This window comes from Anabaena sp. EIM26, from assembly GCF_057568715.1.
Window position 1 is genome coordinate 3,434,543 of the sequence record NZ_CM172472.1, and the last position, 26,685, is coordinate 3,461,227.

General features: G+C 37.8%; 20 protein-coding genes. 7 read left to right on the top strand and 13 right to left on the bottom strand.

The window, feature by feature from the left end; all coding sequences use genetic code 11:
• Positions 1-61 precede the first annotated feature (61 nt).
• The 5 genes from AC012T_RS14980 to AC012T_RS15000 all read right to left on the bottom strand — a co-directional run bounded on the left by AC012T_RS14980 (position 62) and on the right by AC012T_RS15000 (position 6,222).
• On the bottom strand, positions 62-541 hold the full coding sequence (locus AC012T_RS14980) for a Uma2 family endonuclease (RefSeq protein WP_487059506.1): 480 nt from the start codon (positions 539-541) through the stop codon (positions 62-64).
• 114 nt (positions 542-655) lie between these two features.
• Entirely contained in the window at positions 656-3,073 is a 2,418-nt protein-coding gene (locus tag AC012T_RS14985; protein ID WP_487059508.1) for a DUF3769 domain-containing protein, read from the bottom strand.
• 306 nt (positions 3,074-3,379) lie between these two features.
• Positions 3,380-3,496, bottom strand: coding sequence for a photosystem II reaction center protein I (locus tag AC012T_RS14990; RefSeq protein WP_015209277.1), 117 nt, complete (start codon positions 3,494-3,496; stop codon positions 3,380-3,382).
• 414 nt (positions 3,497-3,910) lie between these two features.
• Positions 3,911-4,609, bottom strand: a complete 699-nt coding sequence (locus tag AC012T_RS14995; RefSeq protein WP_487059510.1) for an acyltransferase — start codon at positions 4,607-4,609, stop codon at positions 3,911-3,913.
• A gap of 1,289 nt (positions 4,610-5,898) precedes the next feature.
• Positions 5,899-6,222, bottom strand: a complete 324-nt coding sequence (locus AC012T_RS15000; protein WP_487066605.1) for a hypothetical protein — start codon at positions 6,220-6,222, stop codon at positions 5,899-5,901.
• Between the two features lie 253 nt (positions 6,223-6,475).
• On the opposite strand from AC012T_RS15000, the gene AC012T_RS15005 reads away from it, so the two are divergent.
• The 3 genes from AC012T_RS15005 (at position 6,476) to AC012T_RS15015 (ending at position 12,504) form a co-directional block, all read left to right on the top strand.
• Positions 6,476-6,730, top strand: coding sequence for a TIGR03643 family protein (locus AC012T_RS15005; RefSeq protein ID WP_487059512.1), 255 nt, complete (start codon positions 6,476-6,478; stop codon positions 6,728-6,730).
• A 669-nt stretch (positions 6,731-7,399) separates the two neighbouring features.
• Positions 7,400-9,964: an alpha-glucan family phosphorylase gene (gene glgP / locus AC012T_RS15010; RefSeq protein WP_487059513.1), complete on the top strand. Its 2,565-nt coding sequence runs from the start codon at positions 7,400-7,402 to the stop codon at positions 9,962-9,964.
• A gap of 1,292 nt (positions 9,965-11,256) precedes the next feature.
• On the top strand, positions 11,257-12,504 hold the full coding sequence (locus AC012T_RS15015) for an ISL3 family transposase (RefSeq protein WP_487059515.1): 1,248 nt from the start codon (positions 11,257-11,259) through the stop codon (positions 12,502-12,504).
• A gap of 115 nt (positions 12,505-12,619) precedes the next feature.
• On the opposite strand, the gene AC012T_RS15020 is transcribed toward AC012T_RS15015, so the two are convergent.
• The 3 genes from AC012T_RS15020 to AC012T_RS15030 all read right to left on the bottom strand — a co-directional run bounded on the left by AC012T_RS15020 (position 12,620) and on the right by AC012T_RS15030 (position 13,254).
• Positions 12,620-12,775, bottom strand: coding sequence for a hypothetical protein (locus AC012T_RS15020; protein WP_487059517.1), 156 nt, complete (start codon positions 12,773-12,775; stop codon positions 12,620-12,622).
• A gap of 62 nt (positions 12,776-12,837) precedes the next feature.
• Entirely contained in the window at positions 12,838-13,029 is a 192-nt protein-coding gene (locus AC012T_RS15025; protein ID WP_487059519.1) for a hypothetical protein, read from the bottom strand.
• 36 nt (positions 13,030-13,065) lie between these two features.
• Positions 13,066-13,254, bottom strand: a complete 189-nt coding sequence (locus tag AC012T_RS15030) for a DUF433 domain-containing protein (RefSeq protein WP_487059521.1) — start codon at positions 13,252-13,254, stop codon at positions 13,066-13,068.
• A 414-nt stretch (positions 13,255-13,668) separates the two neighbouring features.
• Here AC012T_RS15030 and AC012T_RS15035 point away from each other — a divergent pair, with 414 nt between their 5' ends.
• Together AC012T_RS15035 and AC012T_RS15040 are read left to right on the top strand one after the other, a co-directional pair.
• Positions 13,669-14,382: a hypothetical protein gene (locus AC012T_RS15035; protein WP_487059523.1), complete on the top strand. Its 714-nt coding sequence runs from the start codon at positions 13,669-13,671 to the stop codon at positions 14,380-14,382.
• Complete coding sequence (locus AC012T_RS15040) at positions 14,382-14,627, top strand: hypothetical protein (RefSeq protein ID WP_487059525.1); 246 nt, start codon at positions 14,382-14,384, stop codon at positions 14,625-14,627. The genes AC012T_RS15035 and AC012T_RS15040 overlap by 1 nt, the downstream gene beginning before the upstream one ends.
• Before the next feature lie 185 nt (positions 14,628-14,812).
• On the opposite strand, the gene AC012T_RS15045 is transcribed toward AC012T_RS15040, so the two are convergent.
• Together AC012T_RS15045 and AC012T_RS15050 are read right to left on the bottom strand one after the other, a co-directional pair.
• Positions 14,813-15,736 (bottom strand): transposase, encoded by a 924-nt coding sequence (locus AC012T_RS15045; RefSeq protein WP_487059527.1) that lies wholly within the window; start codon positions 15,734-15,736, stop codon positions 14,813-14,815.
• Between the two features lie 96 nt (positions 15,737-15,832).
• Complete coding sequence (locus AC012T_RS15050) at positions 15,833-16,564, bottom strand: DUF429 domain-containing protein (RefSeq protein WP_487059529.1); 732 nt, start codon at positions 16,562-16,564, stop codon at positions 15,833-15,835.
• A gap of 358 nt (positions 16,565-16,922) precedes the next feature.
• Here AC012T_RS15050 and AC012T_RS15055 point away from each other — a divergent pair, with 358 nt between their 5' ends.
• A complete protein-coding gene (locus tag AC012T_RS15055; protein ID WP_487059531.1) occupies positions 16,923-18,572 on the top strand; it encodes a mechanosensitive ion channel in 1,650 nt (549 codons plus the stop codon).
• A gap of 56 nt (positions 18,573-18,628) precedes the next feature.
• On the opposite strand, the gene AC012T_RS15060 is transcribed toward AC012T_RS15055, so the two are convergent.
• A complete protein-coding gene (locus AC012T_RS15060; protein WP_487059533.1) occupies positions 18,629-20,086 on the bottom strand; it encodes a GTP-binding protein in 1,458 nt (485 codons plus the stop codon).
• Between the two features lie 539 nt (positions 20,087-20,625).
• Between AC012T_RS15060 and AC012T_RS15065 the strand changes: the two genes are divergently transcribed.
• On the top strand, positions 20,626-22,347 hold the full coding sequence (locus AC012T_RS15065; protein WP_487059535.1) for an EAL domain-containing response regulator: 1,722 nt from the start codon (positions 20,626-20,628) through the stop codon (positions 22,345-22,347).
• Between the two features lie 12 nt (positions 22,348-22,359).
• Here the strand turns inward: AC012T_RS15065 and AC012T_RS15070 are convergent, their stop codons facing one another.
• Together AC012T_RS15070 and AC012T_RS15075 are read right to left on the bottom strand one after the other, a co-directional pair.
• Positions 22,360-22,506: a hypothetical protein gene (locus AC012T_RS15070; RefSeq protein ID WP_487059537.1), complete on the bottom strand. Its 147-nt coding sequence runs from the start codon at positions 22,504-22,506 to the stop codon at positions 22,360-22,362.
• A gap of 53 nt (positions 22,507-22,559) precedes the next feature.
• Positions 22,560-26,369, bottom strand: coding sequence for a GAF domain-containing protein (locus AC012T_RS15075; RefSeq protein WP_487059539.1), 3,810 nt, complete (start codon positions 26,367-26,369; stop codon positions 22,560-22,562).
• Positions 26,370-26,685 lie beyond the last annotated feature (316 nt).

Below are 26,685 nucleotides of genomic sequence, written 5' to 3' on the forward strand. Positions count from 1 at the left end.
AATTCTTATTTATTCTGCTTTCTTTAATTCTGTATCCTGAATCCTTACAGAAAAGTTATAATTACCGTTTAATTTGCTTAGGAAAATCGGGAACTAATAGAGATTTAGCCAATTCACCCTGTTGTTCATTATAAAACTTTATTTCACCTTGTTCATTACATAACCATACTTCAATAGCTTGAGCTTCAAAATATAATTTTTTCTTGAATTCCATTTCATCTAAAGTGTTACCAATAGATTTAACTTCTATACAAATTTCTGGTGCAATTGAAGCTGATACTTCATCTTGAATAATATCAAATCGTTGTTCAGAACACCAAACCACATCGGCAACCTTGACTCCATCTGATGTGTTAATTGCACATTCTGGCATTACTTCTCCTGTATCCAATAAAGATTCTAATATACGTTGAATTCTTCCCTGATAAAAAGAATGTTTAATCTTTACTGGACTCATTACGATTTGTCCCCATTTATTTAATTCAATTTTGAATGGTAAATCTTGCAAATGTCTATTTTCGCAAACTTCTTGCCATTTCATAGTCAATTACCTAGAACGATTAATATAATTTTAATTCATTTATCAATTTGATTGCAGATAGGGGCAATGTAATCGCCCCTGACGATTTGATTACTTACTTAAAATTAGTATTAGTTAATTATCCTGACTTACACCACCCACAACTGGTTTAATGTCTCCTCCAGAAAATGGATCAGTACCACCTGTCCAGTTAAAGTCACTAATGCGAATGCTAAAACCACCTAGCTCTAGCACTGAATTATAACGCAATGTGATGCCATAGGTGCGGCGGCTATATTCCATGATGTAGTCTGTGCTACTTGCCTCACCTGTATCCAGGTTAACTGATGTTTGTAAGCCTAAACGAAATGGCCCATATATTTGTTGTGAAATGCCAGCACTCAAGACTCGGTTATCAACTGAACGATCAAACAAAAATGGTGATAAGCCGCTATTGAAACCTTGGGAATAACTAACATTAAAAGCGGTGTAGTCTAAAAATGGTCGAGAAAAATGACCAAGTTGCCCGACTAAACCAATTGTTCCAATTAAGGTGCTTTGATTATCACCGCTGGTGTAATAACTTGTAGTGCCTGTTAAACCTGCGATCGCTTGCAAGTAAGGGACAACAGGATTGGCTGTGTATTTTAATCCCTCTGTAGCAGTCGCTGCTAAAGGTTTCCCTTGCCACAGTAAGAAACCCTTATTGAGAGATGCGCTACCTTGTAAACGACCTAGAGAAATGCGATCATTTTTGCGTTGTGGTTCTAGTAAGTCTTGGCGGTCAGTGTTAGCATTAATATACTGAGCGCCTCCTTGATAACTGAGATTAACCCCACTTTTTCCTAAAGGAATATTCGGGGAAATAATCACTCCACCCAAGCTACTCTGAACTGTTTGGAAACCGAGAGTACCATTGTAAAGGCGATCGCGGTAGCTAGATTCTAGATTCAAGATATGTGGATTGACATCACCTAATGTCTGACGTAACCGCAAACTACCCCGTAAATTATCTTCTACCTTATTGAGATCAAGACTGGTTAATTCTCCCTTGCCTTCAACTATGGTTCTGGGACTTAAAACACTATTTAGCTTAGTTTTTACACCAAATAAATCGGCAATATTACTACTGTCTTCAAAAGTCTTTTGGACAAAAAACTGTGGTGTAATACTCCAACGTGTCTGATCATTATTGATAGCTGAAAAACTGCGCTCAACAAACAAACCACCTCGTTTACCACCATCAAAGCCTGGAGAGACGATAAATGGATTCACATCCCTTTCCCGACGGTCAATTGTTTGGTTATCAATGGGGATAGGCAATGTCACATTTTGGTCAAATACTAAACGTTGCTTCTGAGTAGTTACACGGTCTACCAAAGGTGCTTCTCGCGTCAACGTTACCTTAGAAGCTCGTAATTCTAATTCTGGTGGTGAAAAAGGATCATTAGTAATCCGCACATCCTCAGCTTGCCAACCGCGTGGATAGAAATCAATGCGTTGGGCTTCAAATCGCAACCGCTTCACAACACCACCTGTTTTTGGAGGGGGAATGTTTCTGGCATCTGCTTGACCACCAAGAGTCACATCAATGCCGCCAGGACTACTGATATTAGAAACTGGCTGATTAGCGCGAATGCGATCGCTCAGTGGGCGAGAGGGTACACCACCGGCTGTAATATCTGTAGTAGCAGCAGGCGAAAAAGCAAAATCTGTTTGAGTCGTAGGGACATAAATTTCGCCCCTACCATTTTCCAAATCCCCACTGTCTTGGATAAAGTTATAAGTAAAGCGTTGTCCCCGCAATACCTGATTACCCCTAGTTAAAGCAACATTACCTTCCCCTACCGCAATTAAATTATCCAAATTAACCTGCAAGCGATCGGCATCTACAACCGCCCCATCAAATCTCACCACCACATTTCCTTCAGCCGTAACAATTCGCCTTTGCTCATCATATTCTTGACGGTCGGCAATCACCTCCACCACTCTTTGTCTCACTTGTGGAGTATTCCCAGACGGTTGATCTGGTGGTGAAACAGATTCTGGAGGAGGTGGAAATTCTACCGTAGTAGAAGTTGAAGGTTGGTTATTGGGATTACGTGGTTTAAACTCAATAATATTTTGGACTGGGAGAGAACTCGGTATATTCTGTGCCGTAGATGTTCCCGAAAGATTAATCTTACCTGCTGATTCTTGTAAAGTAACAGCATTTGGCTGTTGTGGTAGGACTAATTTTTTGATCACAACTGGAGAATCAGACAACCATAAATTGTTTTTGTTACCAACTTCATCAACAACTTGTGGGGAGGTAGCGGCTGAATTATTTTCACCATCAGAATTTTCCTTCTTGGCATCACCAACTCCCAAGGATGTTCCTAAATCTGAAGCCTTCCCAGAAGCATCACCAGGGGAAAGTTCAGGAGGTAAAATTTCTGGCTGAGGGGTTGGAGATAACTCATTAGCAACTACTAAGTTATCTTTATTTATCTGTGTAGGAGTTGGCAGATCATGAGAAATCTCGATGTTTCCTGGAGTTACCAGTTGCTGCACATCAGTCTTAGCCTCTACAACTAAAGCTGAAGAGACAGAATTGGCGGCCGTAAATATTCGATAACAGGAGGTGAATCAGGTGGCAAAACTGGATGAAGCATATCTCAGGACAATCAAGCTAACAAAAAGGCAGATATTTAAGCCGGAAGGATTCAGTACATATTATGCCTTCCGACTTTCGCCTTCTGCTGACTTGCAGTAAGCCGCCAAGAGGATGACACAGTATCATTTTTCCAGACTTTTCGCCAGGTTTCGGGCGTTTAGTGTCTTCCACCTTCCAGCAGTTGCGGATAATTTATTGCGTTTTTACTCTGAATCCCGACGACCGGGGTTACGAGCAGGATCATTCGACAAAAACCCAAACACAAAAATGCCGACGAAGAAAGCAACAACAATATAAACAGCGATTTTTAAAGTCACCATAGAAATATCTCCCAGGGGTATGACAAAAAAGTTCTCAGCAATCTACTACGCTGAAAAGATAGCTCCTCTATCTTACCCATAATCTGGTTCCTTTTTGGAGGTATCTCTTGACCGTGCCAATTTTGGATTTTGGATTTTGGATTTTGGATTTTGAATTGAGGTTGTTCGCTAATCCAAATAATCCAACTAAATCTAACAAATATTGACGTTGCTTGATCCTAAAGGGTTCCCGACTGAACATTTTGACACCCTCCCCTGACAGAGGTAGGTTTTTGACAATTGGGTGAAGGCAGGACTTGGAAGACAAGGAAGGAAAGTAGACAAGGGAGTGTGAAGAGAAAAAATCGGAAAATTCTGCCCGATATGTTCCCTGTGGGAGCAATAATCACTTGTTCCCAATTAGCCAACTTTCTGTCAATGCTCAGAAGATTTTACTAATTCCTTGGTGATTCGACTTTTGATAACTTGTGCAGGTATACCCACAGCAACGGAATAGGGAGGAATATCTTTATTCACTACTGCACCAGCACCAATAACACTACCCTTGCCAATGGTGACACCATCTAATACAGTTACTCCATGTCCTAGCCAACAATCATCTTCAATGACAATTCCCTGACGAGTAATACCTTGCTGTCTCATGGGTAACAAAGGATCAGCAAAATTATGATTGTTGGCATATATGCCAGAGTGAGATGCTATCATACAATGCTTGCCAATTTTGATATTTCCTGGCCCAGCAATACAAACATTAGGCGCAATGAAAGTTTCATCATCAATATGTATGTAAGTGTCTTCCATACAGCCTATATCTACGTTGCGCTCAATTGCTACTCGATTTCCTAGATGAATTCTATTATTTTTGTGTCCTTGAGCATCTAAACGGACATTTTTAAATATGTGTACTCCCTCACTTAGTTCAATGGCAGAAGTACTGTTAAACTCTACACCATGCTGAATATACACGTTGTCACCCATAGTCCCAAAAATATGGCGATATACTAACCTTCGGAGGCGTGGGCCTAAACTAATTGTGGGAATATCTCCTAATAAAGTAGTTATTAAAAGCTCTTGAAATCGCTGTAATTTAGCAGAAATTTTCTGGTTGATCATGGTGGCAAAATCTCTCAAATAATTTTTTGTTGATTCTAATTCGTCAATTTTTGCGTTTATAGTCTCAAACGTGACAATTGATTGCACTAAATCTGCAAATAAAAGTGTTTAGGAATAGCAAGGATAAAATCATGATTTTGGTAAATTCAACAGTTCAATTTTTATTTTGTTGATCGGCAAAAATTGCCAAGCTTGTTATGCAACCATAGATACAGTTATGCGTCTTCTAAACTACTTTTTATCAGACGGTTTCCATACCTTTTTAGAGGATGATTAAAAAGTTACAAAGTATACTAAAAACAATTTCCGTAGATACAGATCTGTTTACCACAGGGTACATCTGTCCTACAGAGAGAATTTGATACTTAGAGGTTGTTTGAAAAGTATCAGGATTGATTGATTTCTCCCCAATCCCCCTTAAAAAGGTGTGCTAAATTTTTCAAAGACCCTCTTTCTAAGGCGGGTTTCCCTCATGAGTAACTGGCGTGGATTTAGAGGGATCTACAAGTTTTAGATCCTACAGGAAAAAGTTTATGGCTACGCCATGCAAGCTATCAAACATCCTCTTACTCGCCTTCTCTGCTAGGGAAGGTTTTAGAGGATTTATTTGATGTTACCAAAAATACTTTTAAAGAATCCTCTTATAACTGTAGATCAACAAGATAAATTTCAACTAAGCCACATCTACCTGTTCAGGTTTTTTCTCGCTACAATCACTTTTTGATCTAGCAGATGATGTAATGTTGGTAAATTTTTATTATTTTTAAGTATAAGTAATTTAAGGTGGATTATCACCAACTTCTGCCATCACGTTAAAGTTTATCATCGGTGCAAACAAGTAAGCGCTTCCTCGACTACTATGACGTTTGTCTGGCAACGAATTTATAAAGTATGCTGCTTTCATCATGTTGCACACAAATGTACGGACTAAAGAAATCACGCTTTCAAGGACATTAGCGACTTTGAATAACAGTTATTAATAATAATAACATACTTTATTTTTAATGGACGATTCTTAATCGAAAATCCGTTAATTCTCTATAATGGGTATCTGTAACAATTGGAATATGGCATATTTAATGACAGCCATAATTTGTCATATATTTTTTGGCAATTTGGCTAAAATATCTGATCATAGATATGGAAAAGTATTCGATTTATCATTTAGTTTATCTTATTATTAAGATAGTACCAAATCTATACTTGCAAAGTATTTTTTTTGACATACTAGTTTAATCCTTACATTTGGGTGCAACCTGATAAAAAATCGTATAACCTCTTACAAATAGTTATTTGGCACTATTTTCAAAATCTGTTAATGCAGAACCAAACTCACTAAAAGCTGTTTTGAGAATAATCTCTTTCATTCCTCTCTCAATTGCAGAATTACGGATAATATCTGCTAATTCTATAAACAGCAAAGAAAACATAAATCGATCTTGGCGGTCAACTTGTTTCAAGCAACACAATATAAATTCGTAAAGCTCAGTTTTTCTAGGTTTAGTTTGTTCTTCCCAGAGTTGGAATCCCAGTCGGAAGGTTTTTAAACGAATTTCATGAATGTTGTATGCAGAATCTTTGTAACGAATTGATATACGTTGTGGCATTTCCATAAGTTTTGACATGAAGATTGAAGATAGCAATATAATTTTCTCTTCAGTTATGTTTTGATTTATCCGGATTAAACGTGATTAAAATTTCCTCTACTTTAGGAATATGAAATGATAGAGAGTCAAAAACAGTCACGAGATTTTTACCACTCTTTTTTGAAAACCCTGTTTTTCAAGCTCAAATCTATGGTATTATTAAGAGATAATTGTAATTGTTGGGATTTCAAAAAATATTAAAAATCATTGAAATAAAGCAATGAAACTACCTAACTTAGATTCTGAAACTATAGATCGCATCATAGAAATGGCATGGGAGGATAGAACAACTTTTGATGCTATTGAAGCTCAGTTTGGTCTTCCTGAAAAACAGGTAATTGCTTTAATGAAACGGGAAATGAAGCAATCTAGTTTCCGGATGTGGAGAGAGAGAGTTAGTAACCGTCAAACGAAGCATTTACACAAGCGAGAGTTTATTGCAGGCAGGTTTAAGTCTCAGAATCAAAAAACATAACTAAAGCACGTCTAGAAACCAATAGTTTTTTCTTAATTGGGTTTTGTTTTTCAATCCTATACTGTTCTCTGTTCCCTTTTGAAAAACTCCAGTTCTCAACTTGGACGAGGTTGATCAATAGACATCTCCGGTAATGAATGTAGAGACGTTCCCGGAGATGCCTCTACAAGGGTTTCATATCACGCATATTTAATTTTTACTCCCATGTCTAATGTGTAATGGATGTTGAGGAATTGTTTTTCTAGAATCAGCTGGAGATGTGTTAAATAACACTACTATTTCTGAGGGGATGTCCTCACTAACATGGCTGGGGAATAATCTTACTCATTAAGAAATAATTAAAATTTCTGCAATTAGTTAATATACAAGGTAAATAAAATCGTTAGACTAAATTATTGATAGGTTCAATGGTACATATAAGTTTGTGGAAAGACATTTTGTATACAAGTACTTAGTAAATAATTAAATTTTACTAATCTTAGGTAACATACAAAATAAGTCTATAGACCGCAAACTTGTTTTACTGTAGAGTCTAGCCAAGTATGAGAGAATTATTCTCAATACTTAACAAAGTCATCAAAAATCCACAAACATAGTATAAAGAATTGGCAACATTGCGTAAAGACGGTCAACAATAACCATATCGGAAATTTAAAATTTTGCTACATTATGCAGCCAATTCGCACATTTAACGTTTCACCTTCACTACCGCAGCGACTAGAACCCTTGCGGAAACTGGCATACAATCTACACTTTGATTGGAATGTTGAGAGTAAAGACTTATTTCGTCGCCTAGATACTGACTTGTGGGAATCAAGTCGGCATAACCCAGTGTTGATGCTGGGTACTATTAGCCAAGCACGGCTATTAGAAGTCGTAGAGGATGAAGGCTTCTTAGCGCAAATGGATCGCGCTGCACGTCAATTAGAAGATTATTTGCAAGAACGGACGTGGTATCACAAGCAGCGCGGTCAGAACCCAAAAGAATGCTACGCTTATTTTTCGGCTGAGTTTGGACTGGTAGATTGTCTACCCGTCTATTCTGGCGGTTTGGGTGTATTGGCAGGAGATCACCTCAAGTCTGCTAGTGATTTGGGATTACCTCTCGTTGGTGTAGGTTTACTCTACCAACAAGGTTACTTTGCCCAGTATCTCAATGCTGATGGTTGGCAGCAAGAACGCTACCCCATCAATGATTTTTATAATATGCCTTTGCATTTGGAACGTAATCCTGATGGCTCAGAGCTACGGATTGCGGTAGATTATCCAGGACGCAAGGTATATGCTAGAGTGTGGCGTGTACAAGTGGGAACAGTACCACTGTATATGCTGGACACCAATATTGAGCCTAACAAGGCCTATGACCACGATATTACAGATCAGCTGTATGGTGGTGATATAGATATGCGTATCCACCAGGAAATTATGCTGGGGATTGGTGGTGTGCAAATGTTGAAAGCTTTGGGCTATAAAGTCACGGCTTACCACATGAATGAAGGTCATGCAGCTTTTTCTGCTTTAGAACGCATTCGCGTTTTGATTCAAGAAGAAGGCTTAAGTTATGCTCAAGCTAAACAGGTGGTGTCTTCTAGTAATATTTTTACTACCCACACTCCTGTACCAGCGGGCATTGATTTATTTGCGCCCGACAAAGTTTTGTATTATTTGGGTTACTACGCAGATATCTTTGGTTTACCTAAAGAGCAATTTTTAGGTTTGGGAAGGGAAAATACTGGGGATTTATCTGGGCCTTTCAGTATGGCGGTGTTAGCCTTGAAGATGGCAACATTTTCTAATGGTGTGGCACAGCTACACGGTGTGGTATCGCGGCAAATGTTCCAAGGTTTATGGCAAAAAGTTCCTGTAGAGGAAGTGCCAATTGCGGCGATTACCAATGGGGTTCATGCTCGCAGTTGTGTGGCTAAATCAACTCAGGAGTTGTACGATCGCTATCTTGGCCCAAATTGGTCATCAGCACCACCAGATAATCAGTTGTGGGAACGGATGGATTCTATTCCCGATGAGGAATTATGGCGCAATCACGAACGCTGCCGGTTGGACATGGTACTGTATGTGCGTGAGCATTTGGTCAAACATTTGCGCGATCGCGGTGCTTCAGCTTCAGAAATCGCTGTAGCCCAGGAAGTACTTGATCCCAACGTTTTAACTATCGGCTTTGCCCGTCGTTTTGCTACCTACAAACGCGCTACTTTATGGATGCGTGATTTGGACAGAATCAAACGAATTTTACTAGCTAACAAACATCGGAAAGTGCAGTTTGTGATTGCTGGAAAAGCGCACCCCAAAGATATCCCCGGTAAAGAACTGATTCGGGATATCAATCACTTCATCCACGAACAAAACTTAGAAAAACAGGTGGTGTTTGTTCCTAACTACGATATTCACATTGCCCGCTTGATGGTTGCAGGTTGTGATATCTGGTTAAATACCCCCCGTCGTCCCCGTGAAGCTTCTGGTACTAGCGGCATGAAGGCAGCTATGAATGGCTTGCCAAATTTAAGCGTACTCGATGGCTGGTGGGATGAAGCTGATTATGTCCGCACCGGTTGGGCTATTGGACATGGTGAAAATTACGAAGATCCTAATTATCAGGATGAGGTAGAAGCCAACGCTCTCTATGAGTTACTAGAGAAGGAAGTTGTACCTCTATTCTATGACCACCGTGATGAAGATGGTTTACCCCGTCCTTGGGTAGCTAAAATGAAAGATGCAATTCGTTTGAATTGTCCTTTCTTTAATACAGCCCGGATGGTGCGGGAGTATGCACAACGAGCTTATTTCCCAGCAAGCGATCGCTATCACACCCTCACCGTTGATAACTACGCCCCAGCGAAAGAATTAGCAGCCTGGAAAGCAAAACTAGGTGAACAGTGGTTTAACATCAGAATCAAAGATATTGATATCTCCGCAGCATCGGATATTGAAGTTAATCAAACTGTTGCTGTTAAAGCCAAAGTTGATTTAGCCACTTTGAAAAAAGATGATGTGCAAGTGGAATTATATCAAGGTTCCATTGATGCTAACGGTGATATTGTCAACGCTGTACCAGTGGTAATGGATTATCAAGGAGAAGATAATCAAGGGTTGAGTATTTACACAGTAGATATCACCTACACTACCTCTGGTTTACAAGGCTTATCTTTGCGGGTATTACCACAAAATCAATACCTTTCTAGTCCTTATGAACCCAGGTTAATCGCTTGGGCTGAATAGTTCTTTAATCTTTAAAATTAGGCGTTGCTGATGGAAATTGGCAACGCTTTTTTGATCACTGATTTAACTGATTTCAGGATTTCACGGAATGAAGGATATGACAGTAAATGAAAGGGTTTAAGAGGATGTTTTAAAAGGGTCTTTTAATGTCATGCTGAACGGAGTGAAGCATCTCGGTATGTGCCTGAAACCCTAGAGTCTTTCCACTTTGTTACATTTAGAATGACAATTATATGCACCATAATAAAGCTCAAATTTGACAATATCACAAATACATACTTTGCATAATTTATTATTCTCCTTTTGTCAGAATCAGGATGTCCAGAATTTAAGGATTTTCAGGATGTAATTGCGAAGTTATCGCTCAATAAATAAATTTAGCTAGATAAGGGTTTAAGAGGATGTTTTAAAAAGGTCTTTTAATGTCATGCTGAACGGAGTGAAGCATCTCGGTATGTGCCTGAAACCCTAGAGTCTTTCCACTTTGTTACATTTAGAATGACAATTATATGCACCATAATAAAGCTCAAATTTGACAATATCACAAATACATACTTTGCATAATTTATTATTCTCCTTTTGTCAGAATCAGGATGTCCAGAATTTAAGGATTTTCAGGATGTAATTGCGAAGTTATCGCTCAATAAATAAATTTAGCTAGATAAGGGTTTAAGAGGATGTTTTAAAAAGGTCTTTTAATGTCATGCTGAACGGAGTGAAGCATCTCGGTATGTGCCTGAAACCCTAGATTTTCTTTCCACTTTGTTACATTTAGAATGACAATTATATGCACCATAATAAAGCTCAAATTTGACAATATCACAAATACATACTTTGCATAATTTATTATTCTCCTTTTGTCAGAATCAGGATGTCCAGAATTTAAGGATTTTCAGGATGTAATTGCGAAGTTATCGCTCAATAAATAAATTTAGCTAGATAAGGGTTTAAGAGGATGTTTTAAAAAGGTCTTTTAATGTCATGCTGAACGGAGTGAAGCATCTCGGTATGTGCCTGAAACCCTAGATTTTTCTTTCCACTTTGTTACATTTAGAATGACAATTATATGCACCATAATAAAGCTCAAATTTGACAATATCACAAGTACATACTTTGCATAATTTATTATGGCTCTTCATTACCTATTATGCCAAATTATTAGCAGTAGGCATAAAATACTATTAAAAAACATATTAAAAACTGACTAAAAGTCTTACAGGTATTGACATATGAACAATATATATTGTTAAGTATAAATACAATTAACCGTATTTTTAGATAAAGTTAGAGTTATGACTGGCAAAAGAGATATTAAAATTCTCACAGAGCTTCTTGATTTAGATGATGTAAAAGTCATATCACATCGTCTTCATAGTGGGATTGGAATGATTTTACAAACCGAATCAAAAAAGTCATATGGTACTTGCCCCAACTGTGGCACAAAAAGCCATAAATTACATCAAAACCATCACCACATTATTAAAGACTTACCTTTTGGAGAAAAGCCAGTATTTTTAGAAATTAATAGACGACAGTTCAAATGTGCTGTATGTAAAAAACCGTTTAGCGAAGACCTAGATTTTGTCAGAAAAAAAAGGACTTTTACAAAGCGACTGGCACATAAGACAATACAAGAAGTTTTAGAGAATGATATTCATAGTGTAGCGTCAAAAGGTATAGTGACAACGGAAGAAATAGAACGGATGCTAAAAGATGCATCCGAAACATTACCCAATTTAAAACCTCTGAACTTAAAAAGACTTGGACTTGATGAAATAGCTCTGATTAAAGGCAAAGGTAATTACTGTGCAGTCTTAATAGATTTAGATACATCTCAACTAATTACTATATTAAATGGACGTACGCAAGAAATAATCAAGAAAACTCTTATGGAATGGGGATTTGAGGTTTTAGAACAAATAGAAGAAGTCAGTATAGATTTGTGGCAAGGCTATAAAAATTTAGTCATAGAATTAATGCCAAATGCCCAGGTAGTAGCAGATAGATTTCATGTAATGGCACAGATAAATAAAGAACTAGATACACAAAGAAAAAAAGAAAAACGCAGCGTAGAAGAGTTAATTAAAAAAGCAAATTCAGCAGAAGAAAAATCTAAATATGAACAAATATTATCAGGTCTGAAAAATAGTAAATATCCCTTACTTAAGAATGAAGAGAATTTAAATGAGGAGCAATTACACAAACTTATTCAAGTTCAAAATGTATCCCCTGTATTGAAAGTAATGCATGAACTGAAAGAGAAAATTAGAACGATTTTTAATAATACTCGTGATTGGTATACGGGAGTCTTTAAACTGGGTATGTGGCTATCAAAAGCTAAAAAATATTTCCCAAATAGTAACAATACTATTATTCGTTGGTTTGATGAAATTATTGCTTACTTTGATAACCGAACAACTAGTGGTACTGTAGAAGGAATTAATAACAAACTTAAGCTGATCAAACGTTCTAGTTATGGGTTTAGAAACTTTGACAATTTCCGAGTTAGATGTTTACTTAATTGGCATCTATATTATTAGTTTAGCATAGCAACTACTGAAGAGCCTTTATTATTCTCCTTTTGTCAGAATCAGGATGTCCAGAATTTAAGGATTTTCAGGATGTGATTGTGAAGTTATCGCTCAATAAATCAACTTAGCTAGATATAGGAATTTCTTGATAATCACCCAATTCAGTTGTATTAATAACAGAAGAAATTTTATCAAGTTGTGTCCGAATTTTTGGACATGAAGTTGATAGTAAAACAACAATTGCAATTTGGCGATCGCTCAAATTCTGTTGATAACGCAAATTCTGATCTGTTGTAATAGAAATCTCCGAAAAAGAATGTAGAGACGTTACATGGAACGTCTCTACAAGGGTTCTAGGATAAGCATATTTAATTTCTGGAGATGTTTAATAAATATTTGATATCCTTTAGATTCAGCAGCTTTTAATAAATCTCTATTTGATAAATTAAACCATCTTTCTTCATAAGCATTGGGGGTCAAATCCCTGTTTTTATCCTGTAAATCCTTTAATCCTGGATATCCTGATTCTGACAATTTTCCTAATTAGCAACTTAGGTTATCTCATTATATCTAGGCAGCTAATGTTTCAAGCTCATAATTAAGTACAGCTTCAACTTGTGATCTTTGAACAGGTGGAAACCATTCCAAAAAATCATCTACTGTTGCACCATCGCGCAAATTTTCAAATAATGCAGTAACTGGAACTCTCGTTCCTATACAGGACTTACGCAAAACAGAACGGAAGTAGGGGTAATTCATGAATTACCCCTACGCAAGAATCAGGTTTTGAGTTTAATCTTGCGTAAGTCCTACTATAAATACCCATGCTCCACTTACTTTATCAGGTTGTCTTTCTATAGCATCTAAATTTTCCCATTCCTTCATTCACTCATACCTCTTTGGTAAATGGAAAAGTTACATTTAGATTAATTATAAACTAGCAATTGTCTGAATCAGGATTTACAGGATTTAAGGATTCACAGGATAAGGATTTTGGAGATTTTGTAGGGTGCGTCAGATTCGATGATTTATCAAAATAACAGAAATTTGACATCTGACGCACCGGCTGATGATTTTTTGTCAGAATCAAGATTTACAGGATAAAATTGTCCGCCATGGGGGAAAATACTATTGAAGCATCATGTAAATGCTACCCTACATTACCCCTAATTTATGGATGAACAGCGTCTCCAGGCATATCAACAGCTAATTCAACAACTGCTAAGTTGCCCAAATGGGGAAGAACCGGCAATATTAGCAGCTAATAACGAATTATTAGATGCTGGCTTTTTACAAATGGTGGTAGCGGTAGCAGGGATGTTTACCCAAGAAGGACAGGAAAATACAGCTAACTGGTTACTGGCTTTAGCGTCTCAACTAAGTCAAGAGTTAGATATACCCCTAAATGGAAATACCCAGACAAATCAAGTTACTGAAGCAGATATAGATACCTATTTACAATTTTTATTAGCAGTATTAAAAACCACCGCAGAAAGTCAAGGCAACCCCCAGGTAGTTTACCCCTTACTGGCAGCAAATACAGACAAACTGAATCTGACTTTTGCTCAATTATTACAGGCTTGGGCAACAAATACACTAGCGGAAGCAGAACCAGACTCAGCAGAATCAATCACTGTAGATATATTTAATTTTAGTAATCTGATTCAACAATTTCCTTTGGGCAATAAAGCCAATAATATGGAAATTGCTATTACTGGTTATGAAATCGCTTCCACTGTTTTTACCCGTACTACTTCCCCAGAAAGTTGGGCAACCACGCAAAATAATCTAGCGACTGCCTACTTATACAGAATCAGGGGAGATAAAGCCGAGAATCTGGAAAATGCGATCGCTGCTTATGAGAATGCTACTGTATTCGTGGTATAGTGGAAATAGAACAAACGGAGAGCGATTGCTCTTTAGAAAAAACTATTCAAATATTAGGAATTGGTTTTGGTGGTGGTGGGATAGTTTCTGGTGTAGTTACTTCAAATATTGAAAAAATTAACCGTCCTATTGCTTTTATCTCTCCCCATAATCCACCTCATCCTTTTTACGCATCCTTAGTTTTAAGTATCATTGCTACTTGCTTATTTATCATTTTCGGTTGGTTAATTACTAAACGTAAATAATATGAATTGTTGTGAATCTTTCCTGACTCATTAGACATCTCCGAAAACTATCAAAGCCGCTTTGTGACTAGCTGACAAACTGCAAAAGCCAGGATTGCAAACTAGCTAATGTAGACGATAGAATAGGTGTTTGAGATATTTACTGATAGTAACAAGATAAAAATACGAAGTTATATGCGTCAATTTTAGCCAGGGGTTAAGGGATTTATTTCTGTTGGTAATATGAGGGAGCCAATTCGTAATCTGACTAAGCCACAAATTGTCAAAATTACTTGTTCATATTTGTGAGGATTTAACCGGAATCGTTCCTGGACAACTCGAAATATTTTGACGGAACGAATACGGTGTTCAACAAACACCCGTTTGGCTGAGAATTTCTGGTTTTCTTCTTTCTGTTCAATGGTTAATTCTCGCTTTTTTGGTTTCTTAATGGGAGTAGAAATTAAATCTTCTCCTTGATAGGCTAAATCTCCCTTAAATCTTTGGTTTTGGTCAAACTTTGAGCGATGTTCTCGGAATAAAGTAATATCACTTTTGGGACCTTTTTCCCCAGCCACTACATCAACTATGTCACTGGCATCTGGCAAGATAACCATCTGAGTTTTAAATGTATGATGACACTTCTTGCCAGAGTAATATTTTTCTTGTTCTTGATTGTCTCCAGGTCTTTCCCTGACTTGCTCATAGCTATCTACAATTAATTCATAGTCTGTCAGTATCTCTTTAACTATTTCATAGTCAGATGCGTTTTTTTTTACTTGTTCAAGTAAACTAGATGGCAGTAATTCTCTTAGGAGTGGCAACCAGTAATTAAATGTACTATTGGCTGTAGATTCGCTGACTCCAAATTGAATCCCCAGCAGTTGAAATGTTGTCATGTGCCTCAGATACACCAAGGTTAAAATTATTTGTTCACGGATAGATAATTTGGGTTTACGTCCACCTCCACCTGCAATAATTCTAATTTTTCTTGCTTCTAATAAACCTTGTTTCTCATTGTGTAAGTTTTCTGCATTTTCGATTAACTGTTGTAGCTCCACATACTCCAGTCCAATCAACCTCTGTGTTTCTTTTTGATTCTCTTCAATATAATTCAGTAGACTACTCATATTTGTGTATCAAAAATCTCTTATCCTCTCTTTTACCACAGAATATTACTATTTTGGAGATGTCTATTCAGAACACGACAAAAATCTATGGAAAAATTAGATACAAATTCTTTGGGGAATAACAATATAACCTGTGGTTAAATCTCCTAAAACTAGGTTGCGTTTTTCTCCCCAATACCACCAGTAGGCAGCTACATAAGCACAAATTAAGCTATCTAGTTTATCTTCTGTGGCTTTGAGTGCTGCACCTGTGGTGGGTATTTCGGAAGGAAACGAACCGCAGAGACGCAGAGGAGGGGAAAGTGTTGGGAGGATATCGAGGATATAATTATATAGTTTGATTAGTTCTGAACGGCGATCGCTAATTCGTCCTTTTTTGTATTTGAGGATGCGTTCTAATTTAAATAGATTTACTATGGCTGGGTGGGGGAAAACTTCGATTTGATATCTGTTGGGTTTTTGCGGTTCGATGCTTGGTGCGTGTGCAAAACCGCGTGCTTCTAATTCTAAACCAAAGTTGATTGTCCGTTCGGCAAATGGTAAGTTTTGATTGGCGGGATAACAGCCAGCGTGATATTTACCAAAGTATTTATGACTAAGTTTATCTGGTAAACGACTGCCTGTAGAATTGGGGATCAGGGTGGGTGCATCTACAGCAATAATTGCACTTTCATCTGCTTGTACAATTTTATCTATCCATGTGAGGATGTCTGCAATCGCTTCTTGGCGATCTAAATTTAGTAGTTGCAGTTTTTCATCTATCAGTTCTAAGCAGCATAGTCCACTGGGTTGGGATTTCCAGCCAAAATCAATGCCGACAAATTTCATGATTTTTTAGCTTAAATATGCATTTATTATCGCATTTGCCAGGAATACCTGGAGGAAATAAATCTATCTTTCAGACGTTTCGTTTTAGACCCTGGTTCTTGTATGGTGTCATAGGTTCCGAATATTTACTGTGTAATTCACAAAAATGATTCATTTTTTACAGTTAATATCTTGAGCGAATCAAAAACTAATTCATAAACCTCAGCAAATACACTTAAAATAAATATCAATGTATGTGCTTACTGGTAAATGAATAGGTAAACACTAATGAGCTTATGGAAGTTTGCAATTGCAGTGAAACATCGCTCCTGTAAGCGTTTCCAGTGTATGCAACGAAAACCTAAAATATCGAAAAACCATGAACACAACTTGGCAAGGAATAACCCAGTTGAAAGAAGTTAGTTTGTCGAACCGGGTGCAGCAATTTTTAGCACAATCGTCAAGTTTACAAACTGAAACATCAGAGGTAAGTAAAGGAGTTGCTGATGTTCAAGGAGTTGTTGAACAACTAATTCTGTTTACTCCTCGGTTGCTGGGGTTGGCTGTGATTTTGTTAGTTGGTTGGCTGATTGGTGCGATCGCATCCAAGGCCATAGAAAAAATCCTCAATCGCACAAAAATAGATAACCGAATTGCTGCTGGAATCACTGGTAGTCAAGATGCTCCCCAGATTGAGAAGCTAATCTCTGGGCTAGTCTTTTGGAGTATAATTCTGTTGACAGTAGTAGCTGTTTTACAGAGTTTAGGCCTAGAAGTAGCCTCCAGACCACTGAATAATTTCCTCAATCAACTGATTGGCTTTTTGCCTCAAGTAGTTGGTGCGGGCATAATTTTGGGTGTGGCTTGGTTTTTAGCAACTATCGTCAGGCTATTGACTATTCGGACATTACAGACGTTACGATTTGATGAGCGTCTGAGTCAAGAAACCCAAGATGGTACACCCAGCACGAATCAATTGTCTCTCAGTGAGACTATTGGTAATGCTTTGTATTGGTTCATCTTTTTATTGTTTCTGGGCTTACTTCTGGAAACTTTAGGACTTCAAGAGGCACTACTGCCAGTACAAGCTTTAACTACACAGATTCTTTCAGTTCTGCCCAACATTTTAGCGGCAATTCTCATTGGTACAGTTGGTTGGTTTATTGCCAATATCGTGCAGCGGATTGTCACAAATTTACTACATACAACGGGGATTGATCATGTAGGAAGTCGGTTTGGGCTATCTCCAGCTGCGGGGATGCAATCTTTATCCAAGATTATCGGCACGATTGTCTATATTTTAATTTTGATTCCTGTTGCGATCGCATCACTCAATGCTTTAAAAATTGAGGCGATTTCTGCACCGGCAATTATCATGCTGCAACAGGTTCTCAATACTTTACCTAGTATTTTCACAGCAGCAGGAATTATCATTGTTGCCTATTTTCTGGGTAGGTTTGTCTCAGAATTAGTGACAACTATCCTCACCAGCTTAGGCTTTAACAACATTTTCACCGTCTTGGGTTTGCCATCACTCAACCAGCAAGCAGTTTATTCCGAACAACCCACAGCCCCAACCCGCACGCCATCAGAAGTAGCTGGAATTATCGTCTTAGTTGGGATCATGCTGTTTGCAACTGTGGCAGCAGTGAATATTTTAAATATTCCCGCATTAACATCATTGGTGACAGGTATTGTCATTATCTTGGGAAGAATTTTAGCGGGATTGATAGTATTTGCGATTGGGTTATTTTTGGCAAATCTGGCTTTTAGCATTATTAGCAGTTCTGGAAATTCCCAAGCCAGAGTTTTGGCACAAGTAGCGCGGATTTCGATCATTGCCTTGGTTTCAGCAATGGCACTGCAACAGATTGGGGTTGCGCCTGATATCGTGAATTTAGCCTTTGGGTTGTTATTTGGTGCGATCGCTGTCGCTATTGCTTTAGCATTTGGTTTAGGTGGCCGTGATGTCGCCCAAGAACAAATGAGAGAATGGTTAGCTTCTTTCAAGGAAAAAGAAGATAGGTAGGTGATAGGTTACAGGTAGATCAGGGATTTTTAATAACCTTCCTCCCCAATTACCAATTACCGCTTTCTCACTTTCACCTTTGTCAACAACTCATCTTTAATGCGGTTGAGAATTGAAGTTTCATCCAGATTTGCCAAAATTTTAGTCACTACTGCTTTCGGCCCTTCTGTCCCCCAAGTTGCCCCATTAGCTAAATAAGCTTTAGTAACTTGTCCAATGCCATAAGAAGATACTCCCGCAACTCCTCCTTGAGTGATGGCTACGGATATATAGGGGGCTAGGGCAATTCCGGCTGTAGCTGATGTAGAGATACCCAGTAAACTTTTTAGACCACTCAAACCTAAATTTGCTAGTAGTTCACTGGCACCGATACCGCCCATACTCAGGGCAATTTTTTGTAGCAACTGTACAGCACCGCTTTCTGTCATGGGGATGCCGTAGAGTTGAGATAAACCGAGAATTAAAGCGATATCAATGACTACACCACTAAGTATATCAACTACAGTCACAGGATTGAGAGCGATCGCAACAGCCTTAGTCATCACCGCTTTCCAAATCAACTGATTCGCATTCTCTTCCCGAATCATCAATTTCCGCTGCACAAGCTGCTCATTCACCGTATCAGCATAAAGCATCGAATTTAAAGCCACTAAAGCTTTACCCTCACGTTGTAAAATCTCTAAAATTTTCAGCTTTAATTCATCAACTTGAGCATCACCTGAACGCAACTGTACTCCCCTAGTCCCATCAGCACGACGCACCGCTGTTTTTACCAAAGGTGAAGCCGCAGACATTACAATCTCATCAGGTGAAACCAATTCCCGCACCCTCTCATCCCGGATTTTATGATAAATTGCCATCCGGTCGGCTTCTGGGTATTGGTCAACTTTATTAAACACCAAAATAATCGGTTTACCAGCTTCCCGCAATTGAGAAAGTGCCTCATGTTCCATCTTTGTGATATCAGCAGTAATCACAAACAAAATTAAATCCGCTTGTTTTGCTATCTGTTCAGCCAACACCGCACGAGTTTCCCCATCAACTTCATCTAATCCCGGAGTATCAATTAATTCAACTTGAGACTGACTACTAGTACCTAAAGTCACTCGCAAAGCTTTTTCTTTTTTACCAATTGTTTCTTCTGTAATTCTCCAATTCACCTTTTGTTCAGTACGGGTAACACCATGCAAAGGGCCAGTTTCAAAAACTGATTCACCAACTAAAGCATTCAGCAAAGAAGATTTACCACGTCCCACCATCCCAAAAGCAGCAATTTGCACCACCATACTTTCTAATTTTAAGAGCATGGTTTCTAGGTCGGCAATTTCTGCCTCCAATCCAGATTTTTCTTGGACAGTGAGGTCGAGACTATTAACTAAATTTCTCAGCGCCGTTTTGGCTTGTTTATAGTTGAGTTCAGACTGAATATCTTCAAAGGTAAAAATGGCGCTGTCCAATTCTTCTTCCCAGTTGGGTAATTCGTTTGCAGGGGGTTCTGGTAATGTTGATGTCATGTTAATCTACGAATTTTGGATTGACCTCGCTTCTGATCTTAGTAACTTTTAGCAGGAGTTTGAGAAAATAGGATAGAGAAAATTACTATAATCCATAATTTATGTAACTGACTTATTAGTACCTGAGTTCAGTGTTAGGAGTTAGGAGTTAGGAGTTATGATTTTTTCAATCGAGAGAATAAGGGTTTGAGACTCCTACTGGGGGAGAGTTTTCCACAAATTATCTTATGTCGAACTCAGTTATTAGTAGGGTGCATCAGATCCCGCATTATCAAGCCTGACGCACCTTACAAGAGCATTGACTGCATAACTCCTATAATTCTTACTTCATCACTGATAATCTCTATTTTTGCTTTTATCTGCAATTTTACTGAATTTTAATTAAACTTACTAAAAATAATTCTGTGTAATTCCTGCATTATAGCAGTTGACTATCTCTCCTTTTTCACCGAATATAGAAAGGAGAATTTTTTATGAATAAAAAAGCATCAATATTGAATAAACAATCAAAATTCCTACCTCTAATTAAACTTTAGCAAATGAACAAGATTTTGATCATTGAAGATGATCCTCTCATGCGAGAGCTTATTCAGCAAATTCTCGACTTGGAAGGATTCTCTAGCATCACCGCAGAAGATGGATGGCTAGGTTTACAGATGGCAGAACAGCATCAGCCTGATCTGATTATTTGTGATGTGATGATGCCTAGATTAGATGGCTATTCTTTAATTCAAACATTGCGCCAAAATCCAGTTAATGCCACAATTCCTTTGATCTTTTTGACGGCTAAAGCCGAGCGATGTGATCTGCGTCAAGCAATGGAACTTGGTGCTGATGATTACTTAACCAAGCCTTTTGAAGCCTCTGAACTCCTGCAAGCCATTAAGACACAACTCAAAAAACGTCAAGCTGTTACCCAACACTATATCAATCAGGTTCAGCAGATGGAAACTGAACTGGTATATTTAGCTCGTCATGATAGCTTAACCGGTTTACCTAATCAACTTTGTTTAGAAGAGAAATTTAATCAAAACCGTTTACAAGTTTATAGCCAGCAACAAATGCTGCCATTTTTACTTATTGATATAGATATTCTTTATCCTCACAAATTATTTTTTGAAACCAGTATGCAATATTTTCTTATAAAAATATTGTCTGGAAGATTAAAAGATTTAAATTTGCAGAATAATTTGATTGACCTAATAGCTCAGTTAAAAACAAATCAACTAGTAATTTTATTAAAACCAATTCAAGAAATTAAGACTATTACTGATATTGCTCAACAATTTTTAAATAATTTATTAGAACCATTATTTATTAGCAATCAAAAAGTATTTCTTCAAGCTAAAATCGGGATTTCTTGTTATCCAAATGATGGATTACAAGTCAGCCAATTATTAACTCGTGCAGAATTTGCTCTTGAATATTATCAACCTCAAGATACAAATTTATATCATTTTTATAGTCAAGAGATACTAGATAACTTCCGCCAAAAAGTTATTTTAGAAGCTGATTTAATACCTGCTTTAGAGAGAAATGAATTTCAGCTTTATTATCAACCTCAAATCAATATTAGCACAGGGAAAGTTGTTGGTGTAGAAGCGCTAATTCGTTGGCAACATCCAGAATATGGAACGATTTCTCCAGCAGAATTTATTCCCATTGCGGAGAAATCTGGTTTTATTATTCCCTTGGGAGAATGGATCATCGCAACAGCTTGTAGAGAATTTAAACTTTTGCAATCTGAACAATTTAATAATTTTAATATGGCTATAAATATATCAGCTTGTCAGTTCAGAACAGAAAACTTTAGTAAAAGAATTATTGACATTATTAAAAAAATAGGAATTGCTCCTGAATCTATCGAATTAGAACTGACTGAATCAGTATTTATTCAAGATATTGAATTAGTAAAACAGAAATTAGATAATTTAAGCAATCAGGGTATAAAAATCTCAATTGATGATTTTGGTACAGGTTACTCATCATTTAAATATCTGCAAGATTTTTCTTTTCATAGCCTGAAAATAGATCGTTATTTTATTACTAATATTGACCAATTTAAAAATAAACAAGCTCTTGTGAAGAGTATAATTCAGACAGCTAATAATCTTAATCTTAATATTGTTGCGGAAGGAGTAGAAACAAAAAATGAGTTGGATTGGCTAATGCAAAATAATTGTGATGTAATTCAAGGATATTTTTTTAGTCCCCCTTTATCAATAGAAGAATTGAGAAAATTTTTATTGTTAAAAAAATAAAATTGAGCTTTTTCATAGCTGTAAATACAACGGATTGCAGATCAATGAGATACAGAATCTAAGGTCAAAGCCAGACACCAAGCCAGTTTTACTCCGAACACCGAACACCGAACTCCGTTCGCGTAGCGTCTCCGTTCGGCGAAGCCGTGCCGTAGGCATAGGAGAAACTCCTGACTCCTGACTCCTGACTCCGAACACCTGACTCCGAACTCCTAAATTCTGCTGTAAGGAATACTGACTGTAAATGTTGTTCCTTTTCCTAGTTTGCTGTCTAAGGTAATTTCCCCTTTGTGCAGATCAACACACTTTTTGACTATGGACAACCCTAAGCCTGTACCAGAGATACTGCCAACGTTAGAAGCTCGATGAAAAGGTGCAAATAAATTAATTTTGTAGTCTTCTGGAATACCGATACCAGAATCTTTGATTTTAAAGATTAATTTGTCATTTTCTATAATCAGATCAAATTTAATTAAGTTTGCTTGAGGAGAATATTTAATAGCATTTGTCAAGATATTGGTGAGAATTTGTTGGAGGATTTTTTTGTCAAACTGTACTATGAAAACATTATCTAATATTAATATTGGCTTACTGGCTTTGAATGAAAATTCTATTACGTGTTTGTTGCCAGAGGCTTCTATTTGCTGTGTGAGATGATGACAAAAAGCAATGATATCTGATGCTTCTGGGTTGAATTCCATCTTCTCGGTTTCAGTACGATTAATCATGAGAACATCGTCAAGAAGTTGGATGATATGCTTAATGGTTTTTTGAATGGTTCCTAGATGTTCTTGTTGTTTTTCTGCGGTCAGACGCTCTTGAAATTTTTGTACAATGCCTGTAGATGAGGCGATAATGGCTAAAGGTGTGCGAAATTCATGGGATGCCATAGTAATGAAGCGCGATCGCATTTTGCTGACTTCCTTTTCTTGCACTAGAGACAGTTGCAATTGCTCAAATAGATCCGCTTGTTGAATGGCGATCGCTAATTGGTTGGCTATTTGTTGTAACAATTGGGCTTCATCTTCTTCCCAAATACGTTTTGTGCTACAAGCATGAACAACCAACACACCCCACAGTTTCTGTTTATGCTCAGAACTTACCCAGCGTCCGGTTTCGTTTTCTCCAAGTTCCTGTAAGATGGGAGCGACAATTTTAGACTGAATATTTCCTTGAGTGGAGTATTCTACTAAGCAAGGTGTCCAGATATCGTTGATCACATCAGGAACAATCCGGGGTTTTCCCTGCCAGTAGCAGTCTAAAATCTCTTGTGACCATTTTTCATCTTCCCAATGATGATTCTTCAGGGCTGCATACCCGCTAGAAACGACTTCTTCCACAATTTGACTTCTGCCTTCAGGAAACAGACGGAAGACAATCACCCGTTCCACTTGCATTAATTCTTTAACTTGTTGGGTAACGGTGGCAAGAATATGGTTTACATCTAGCGTAGAGCGAATTTGCTGAGTGATATCCTGAATAATTTTCTGCCGTTGTAGTTGCAGTGATATTGCATTTTCAGCTTGCTTTCTAATAATTAGTTCAGATTGTACTTGCTCATATAAAATAGATTGTTGAATGGCGATCGCTAATTGATTGGCTATTTGGTTGACAAGTTCAATCTCAAACTCCTGCCAATGACGGGTTTCAGAACATTGATGAATACACAACAAACCCCACAAATTTTCTCCATGTAGCAATGGCACAACTAAGTTAGCTCTAACCTGAAATTGCACCAAAACATCTCGATGACAATCTGTTAGTCCAGCATTGTCAATATCGTCTACTGCTTGAATTCGTCCTTGCTGATACTTAGCAGCATATTGTTCACCAAAACAGTGGTCATGAATTTGAGTCGCTAGAGCAGATGTAAAGCCTGCAACTACAGATTCCGAGACAAATTTACCATCATTAAAATTACTATCAGGATCTAATTGAAAAATTCCTACCCGATCTGCATTCATGAAATGTCGGATTTCTTGAGTCGCAGTATTAAAAATAGTAGCCAAATCCAGAGATTGACGAATGCGTTGGGTGGTCTGATACAGCAAATGTTCTCTTTCTGCTTGCTGCTTAATTATTTTTTCTGTTTGCTTGCGATCGCTAATATCAAGAAGTACGCCTTGACATCCTATGATTACACCGCTTGCATCTTTGAGGTTTGAAGCTTTGGATTCCACCCAAATATAGCTACCATTTTGATGGAGATGACGGAATTCTGCACTTACTAAATTCTTATCAGATTTGCCCAACTCTTCAGAAGTGCTAATCATGTATGGGCGGTCATCTGGATGGATTAATGATATGAACGATTGTCCATAAAATTTTTCTACTTCCCAGCCAAATAACTCTTGAAATTGCGGTGAAAGGTAGATCAATTCTCCCTTTGTGTTGCATAACCAAGTCACATGAGTAGCTGCTTCTACCAAATTTCGGTATTTGGCTTCACTGGTTTGTAAAGCTTTAGTACGTTCTTGAATTTGATTTTCTAATTCTTGATTGAGTTGATATAACTGTTGGTAAGTGTTTGCTTGTTGAATAGCAATTGAAAGTTGAATCGACAGTTGCTGCACCAGTTCGATTTCTTCAAGTTCCCAATTGTGGGGCTGATCGCGGTAACTTGTTAATATCAATCCCCAAAGCTGTTCTGCTATGACGATAGGAACCATGAGTTTGGCGCGAATATCCAACTCGATGAGCATATCCTGATAGCAATCACTCATGGATTCGCAATGGATATCATTAATAACCCGAATCTGCCCTTGACGGTAAGGTTCCAGCCATTCTGGGGTAATACAGGGATCTTGAGGCTCATTATGGAGAATAGACACTCCATTTGCAACTATGGATTCGGCGATAACTGTACCGCTAAAGTCAGGACGGAACTGGTAAATAATGACGCGATCGCATTGCAAGAGCGATCGCATTTCTGCAACTGTGGTATTGAGAATATCTTGTAAATTTAAAGATGACCGAATTTGAGAAGCAATTTTAGTAATTAACTGCTCGCGCACTATTTTTTTTCTGAGTGCAATGGTGCGCTCACCTACTTCCTCTTCTAGTTCAACGGTGCGATTTTCTAGCAGTTCTATTTTCTCTGCTTCTAATTGCGATACTTTTTGTTCTAAAATTTCTGTTAATTTATATAATTCTAAGGGGTTAAGAACTTGTAATATATCACTTTGGGTAACGATGCCTAACAATTCTCCATTTATTCCTGTCACCACTAAACGCTGAATCAATCGCTGCTCCATTATCTGCTGTACGTTCCACAGAGATTCATCGTCCTTAACACAAAAAATCGGCGTACTCATGACTGCCTCTGCTAGACAGGTTTCAAAATTTAGGTCTAAGGCTTGAAACTGGACAATATCACGCTCAGTGACAATACCGATGGGAATGATTAGGGATGCCTGTGTTTGTACGATGACGACAGAACTGATGCGGTTTTCTGCCATTAAGCGAGCGATCATTAATATGGAAATATGAGGAGCAGCACAAATCACCTTTGTTGTCATCACTTCACTAACAAGACGCAGCCGCAACAAGTCCACAGGCCGTGATTTTTGCCGCAAACTTTCATGAGTTAGCAGTCCCATCAGTTGATTTTGCTCATCAATCACTGGTAAATGACGAATTTTATGGTGTTGGAGTAGATTAATGGCAAAAAAGAGGTCAGTAAACTCCGACTCGTACAAGGTGACAAGAGGATGAGCCATAACATCGCGGATGGCTAGGTTGTTTAATTTTCGTCTTTGGGCGCTGAGTCGCACCACATCTCTTTCTGTGAAAATCCCTATCGGTTGATTATTTTCTACAACTAGGACACAGCTTGAACGTACCTCTGCTAGTAAGCTTTCTTGTTTGCTGTCAGTGGCTTGGGAAACTGAACACACTGATCTGACACCACTCATTTGAGCGATCGCTTCCACTACCGTTGTTTCTGGCGTTACTACTAGTGGGTTACGAACTATAGCTAATCTGAGTTCAGCTTGAGTGTGTGCTTTTGCAGGTACAAACATTGTTTAGATAGGTATGTTTATTGCTTTTTGGATAATTACTCTTACAATTGAGTTCAATATAATGACTATAGAATATATACAGTATCTTATAGCTGAATTAAGTCAAGACGGAGCGTTCTTATAAACCTATAAAACCAGAAATCTTTATTTCTGCGTGCTGTGTAAGTTTAATTGTCCTAAATACATATTTTACTACTATAAAAGAGAATAAACCTTATCATATCATCAGCGCCCATGGCAAAATATTTAGCTATTCTTTAATGTGTGTGAAATCCCTTTATTCTCTCATAGTTCACCTCTAAGAGTTTCTTCCCTC

Coding starts and splice junctions, on each gene's coding strand:
- AC012T_RS14980 (WP_487059506.1), bottom strand. CDS start 541: ATGAAATGGCAAGAAGTTTGCGAAAATAGACATTTGCAAGATTTACCA.
- AC012T_RS14990 (WP_015209277.1), bottom strand. CDS start 3,496: ATGGTGACTTTAAAAATCGCTGTTTATATTGTTGTTGCTTTCTTCGTC.
- AC012T_RS14995 (WP_487059510.1), bottom strand. CDS start 4,609: ATGATCAACCAGAAAATTTCTGCTAAATTACAGCGATTTCAAGAGCTT.
- AC012T_RS15000 (WP_487066605.1), bottom strand. CDS start 6,222: ATGGAAATGCCACAACGTATATCAATTCGTTACAAAGATTCTGCATAC.
- AC012T_RS15005 (WP_487059512.1), top strand. CDS start 6,476: ATGAAACTACCTAACTTAGATTCTGAAACTATAGATCGCATCATAGAA.
- glgP (WP_487059513.1), top strand. CDS start 7,400: ATGCAGCCAATTCGCACATTTAACGTTTCACCTTCACTACCGCAGCGA.
- AC012T_RS15015 (WP_487059515.1), top strand. CDS start 11,257: ATGACTGGCAAAAGAGATATTAAAATTCTCACAGAGCTTCTTGATTTA.
- AC012T_RS15030 (WP_487059521.1), bottom strand. CDS start 13,254: ATGAATTACCCCTACTTCCGTTCTGTTTTGCGTAAGTCCTGTATAGGA.
- AC012T_RS15035 (WP_487059523.1), top strand. CDS start 13,669: ATGGATGAACAGCGTCTCCAGGCATATCAACAGCTAATTCAACAACTG.
- AC012T_RS15045 (WP_487059527.1), bottom strand. CDS start 15,736: ATGAGTAGTCTACTGAATTATATTGAAGAGAATCAAAAAGAAACACAG.
- AC012T_RS15050 (WP_487059529.1), bottom strand. CDS start 16,564: ATGAAATTTGTCGGCATTGATTTTGGCTGGAAATCCCAACCCAGTGGA.
- AC012T_RS15055 (WP_487059531.1), top strand. CDS start 16,923: ATGAACACAACTTGGCAAGGAATAACCCAGTTGAAAGAAGTTAGTTTG.
- AC012T_RS15060 (WP_487059533.1), bottom strand. CDS start 20,086: ATGACATCAACATTACCAGAACCCCCTGCAAACGAATTACCCAACTGG.
- AC012T_RS15065 (WP_487059535.1), top strand. CDS start 20,626: ATGAACAAGATTTTGATCATTGAAGATGATCCTCTCATGCGAGAGCTT.
- AC012T_RS15070 (WP_487059537.1), bottom strand. CDS start 22,506: ATGCCTACGGCACGGCTTCGCCGAACGGAGACGCTACGCGAACGGAGT.
- AC012T_RS15075 (WP_487059539.1), bottom strand. CDS start 26,369: ATGTTTGTACCTGCAAAAGCACACACTCAAGCTGAACTCAGATTAGCT.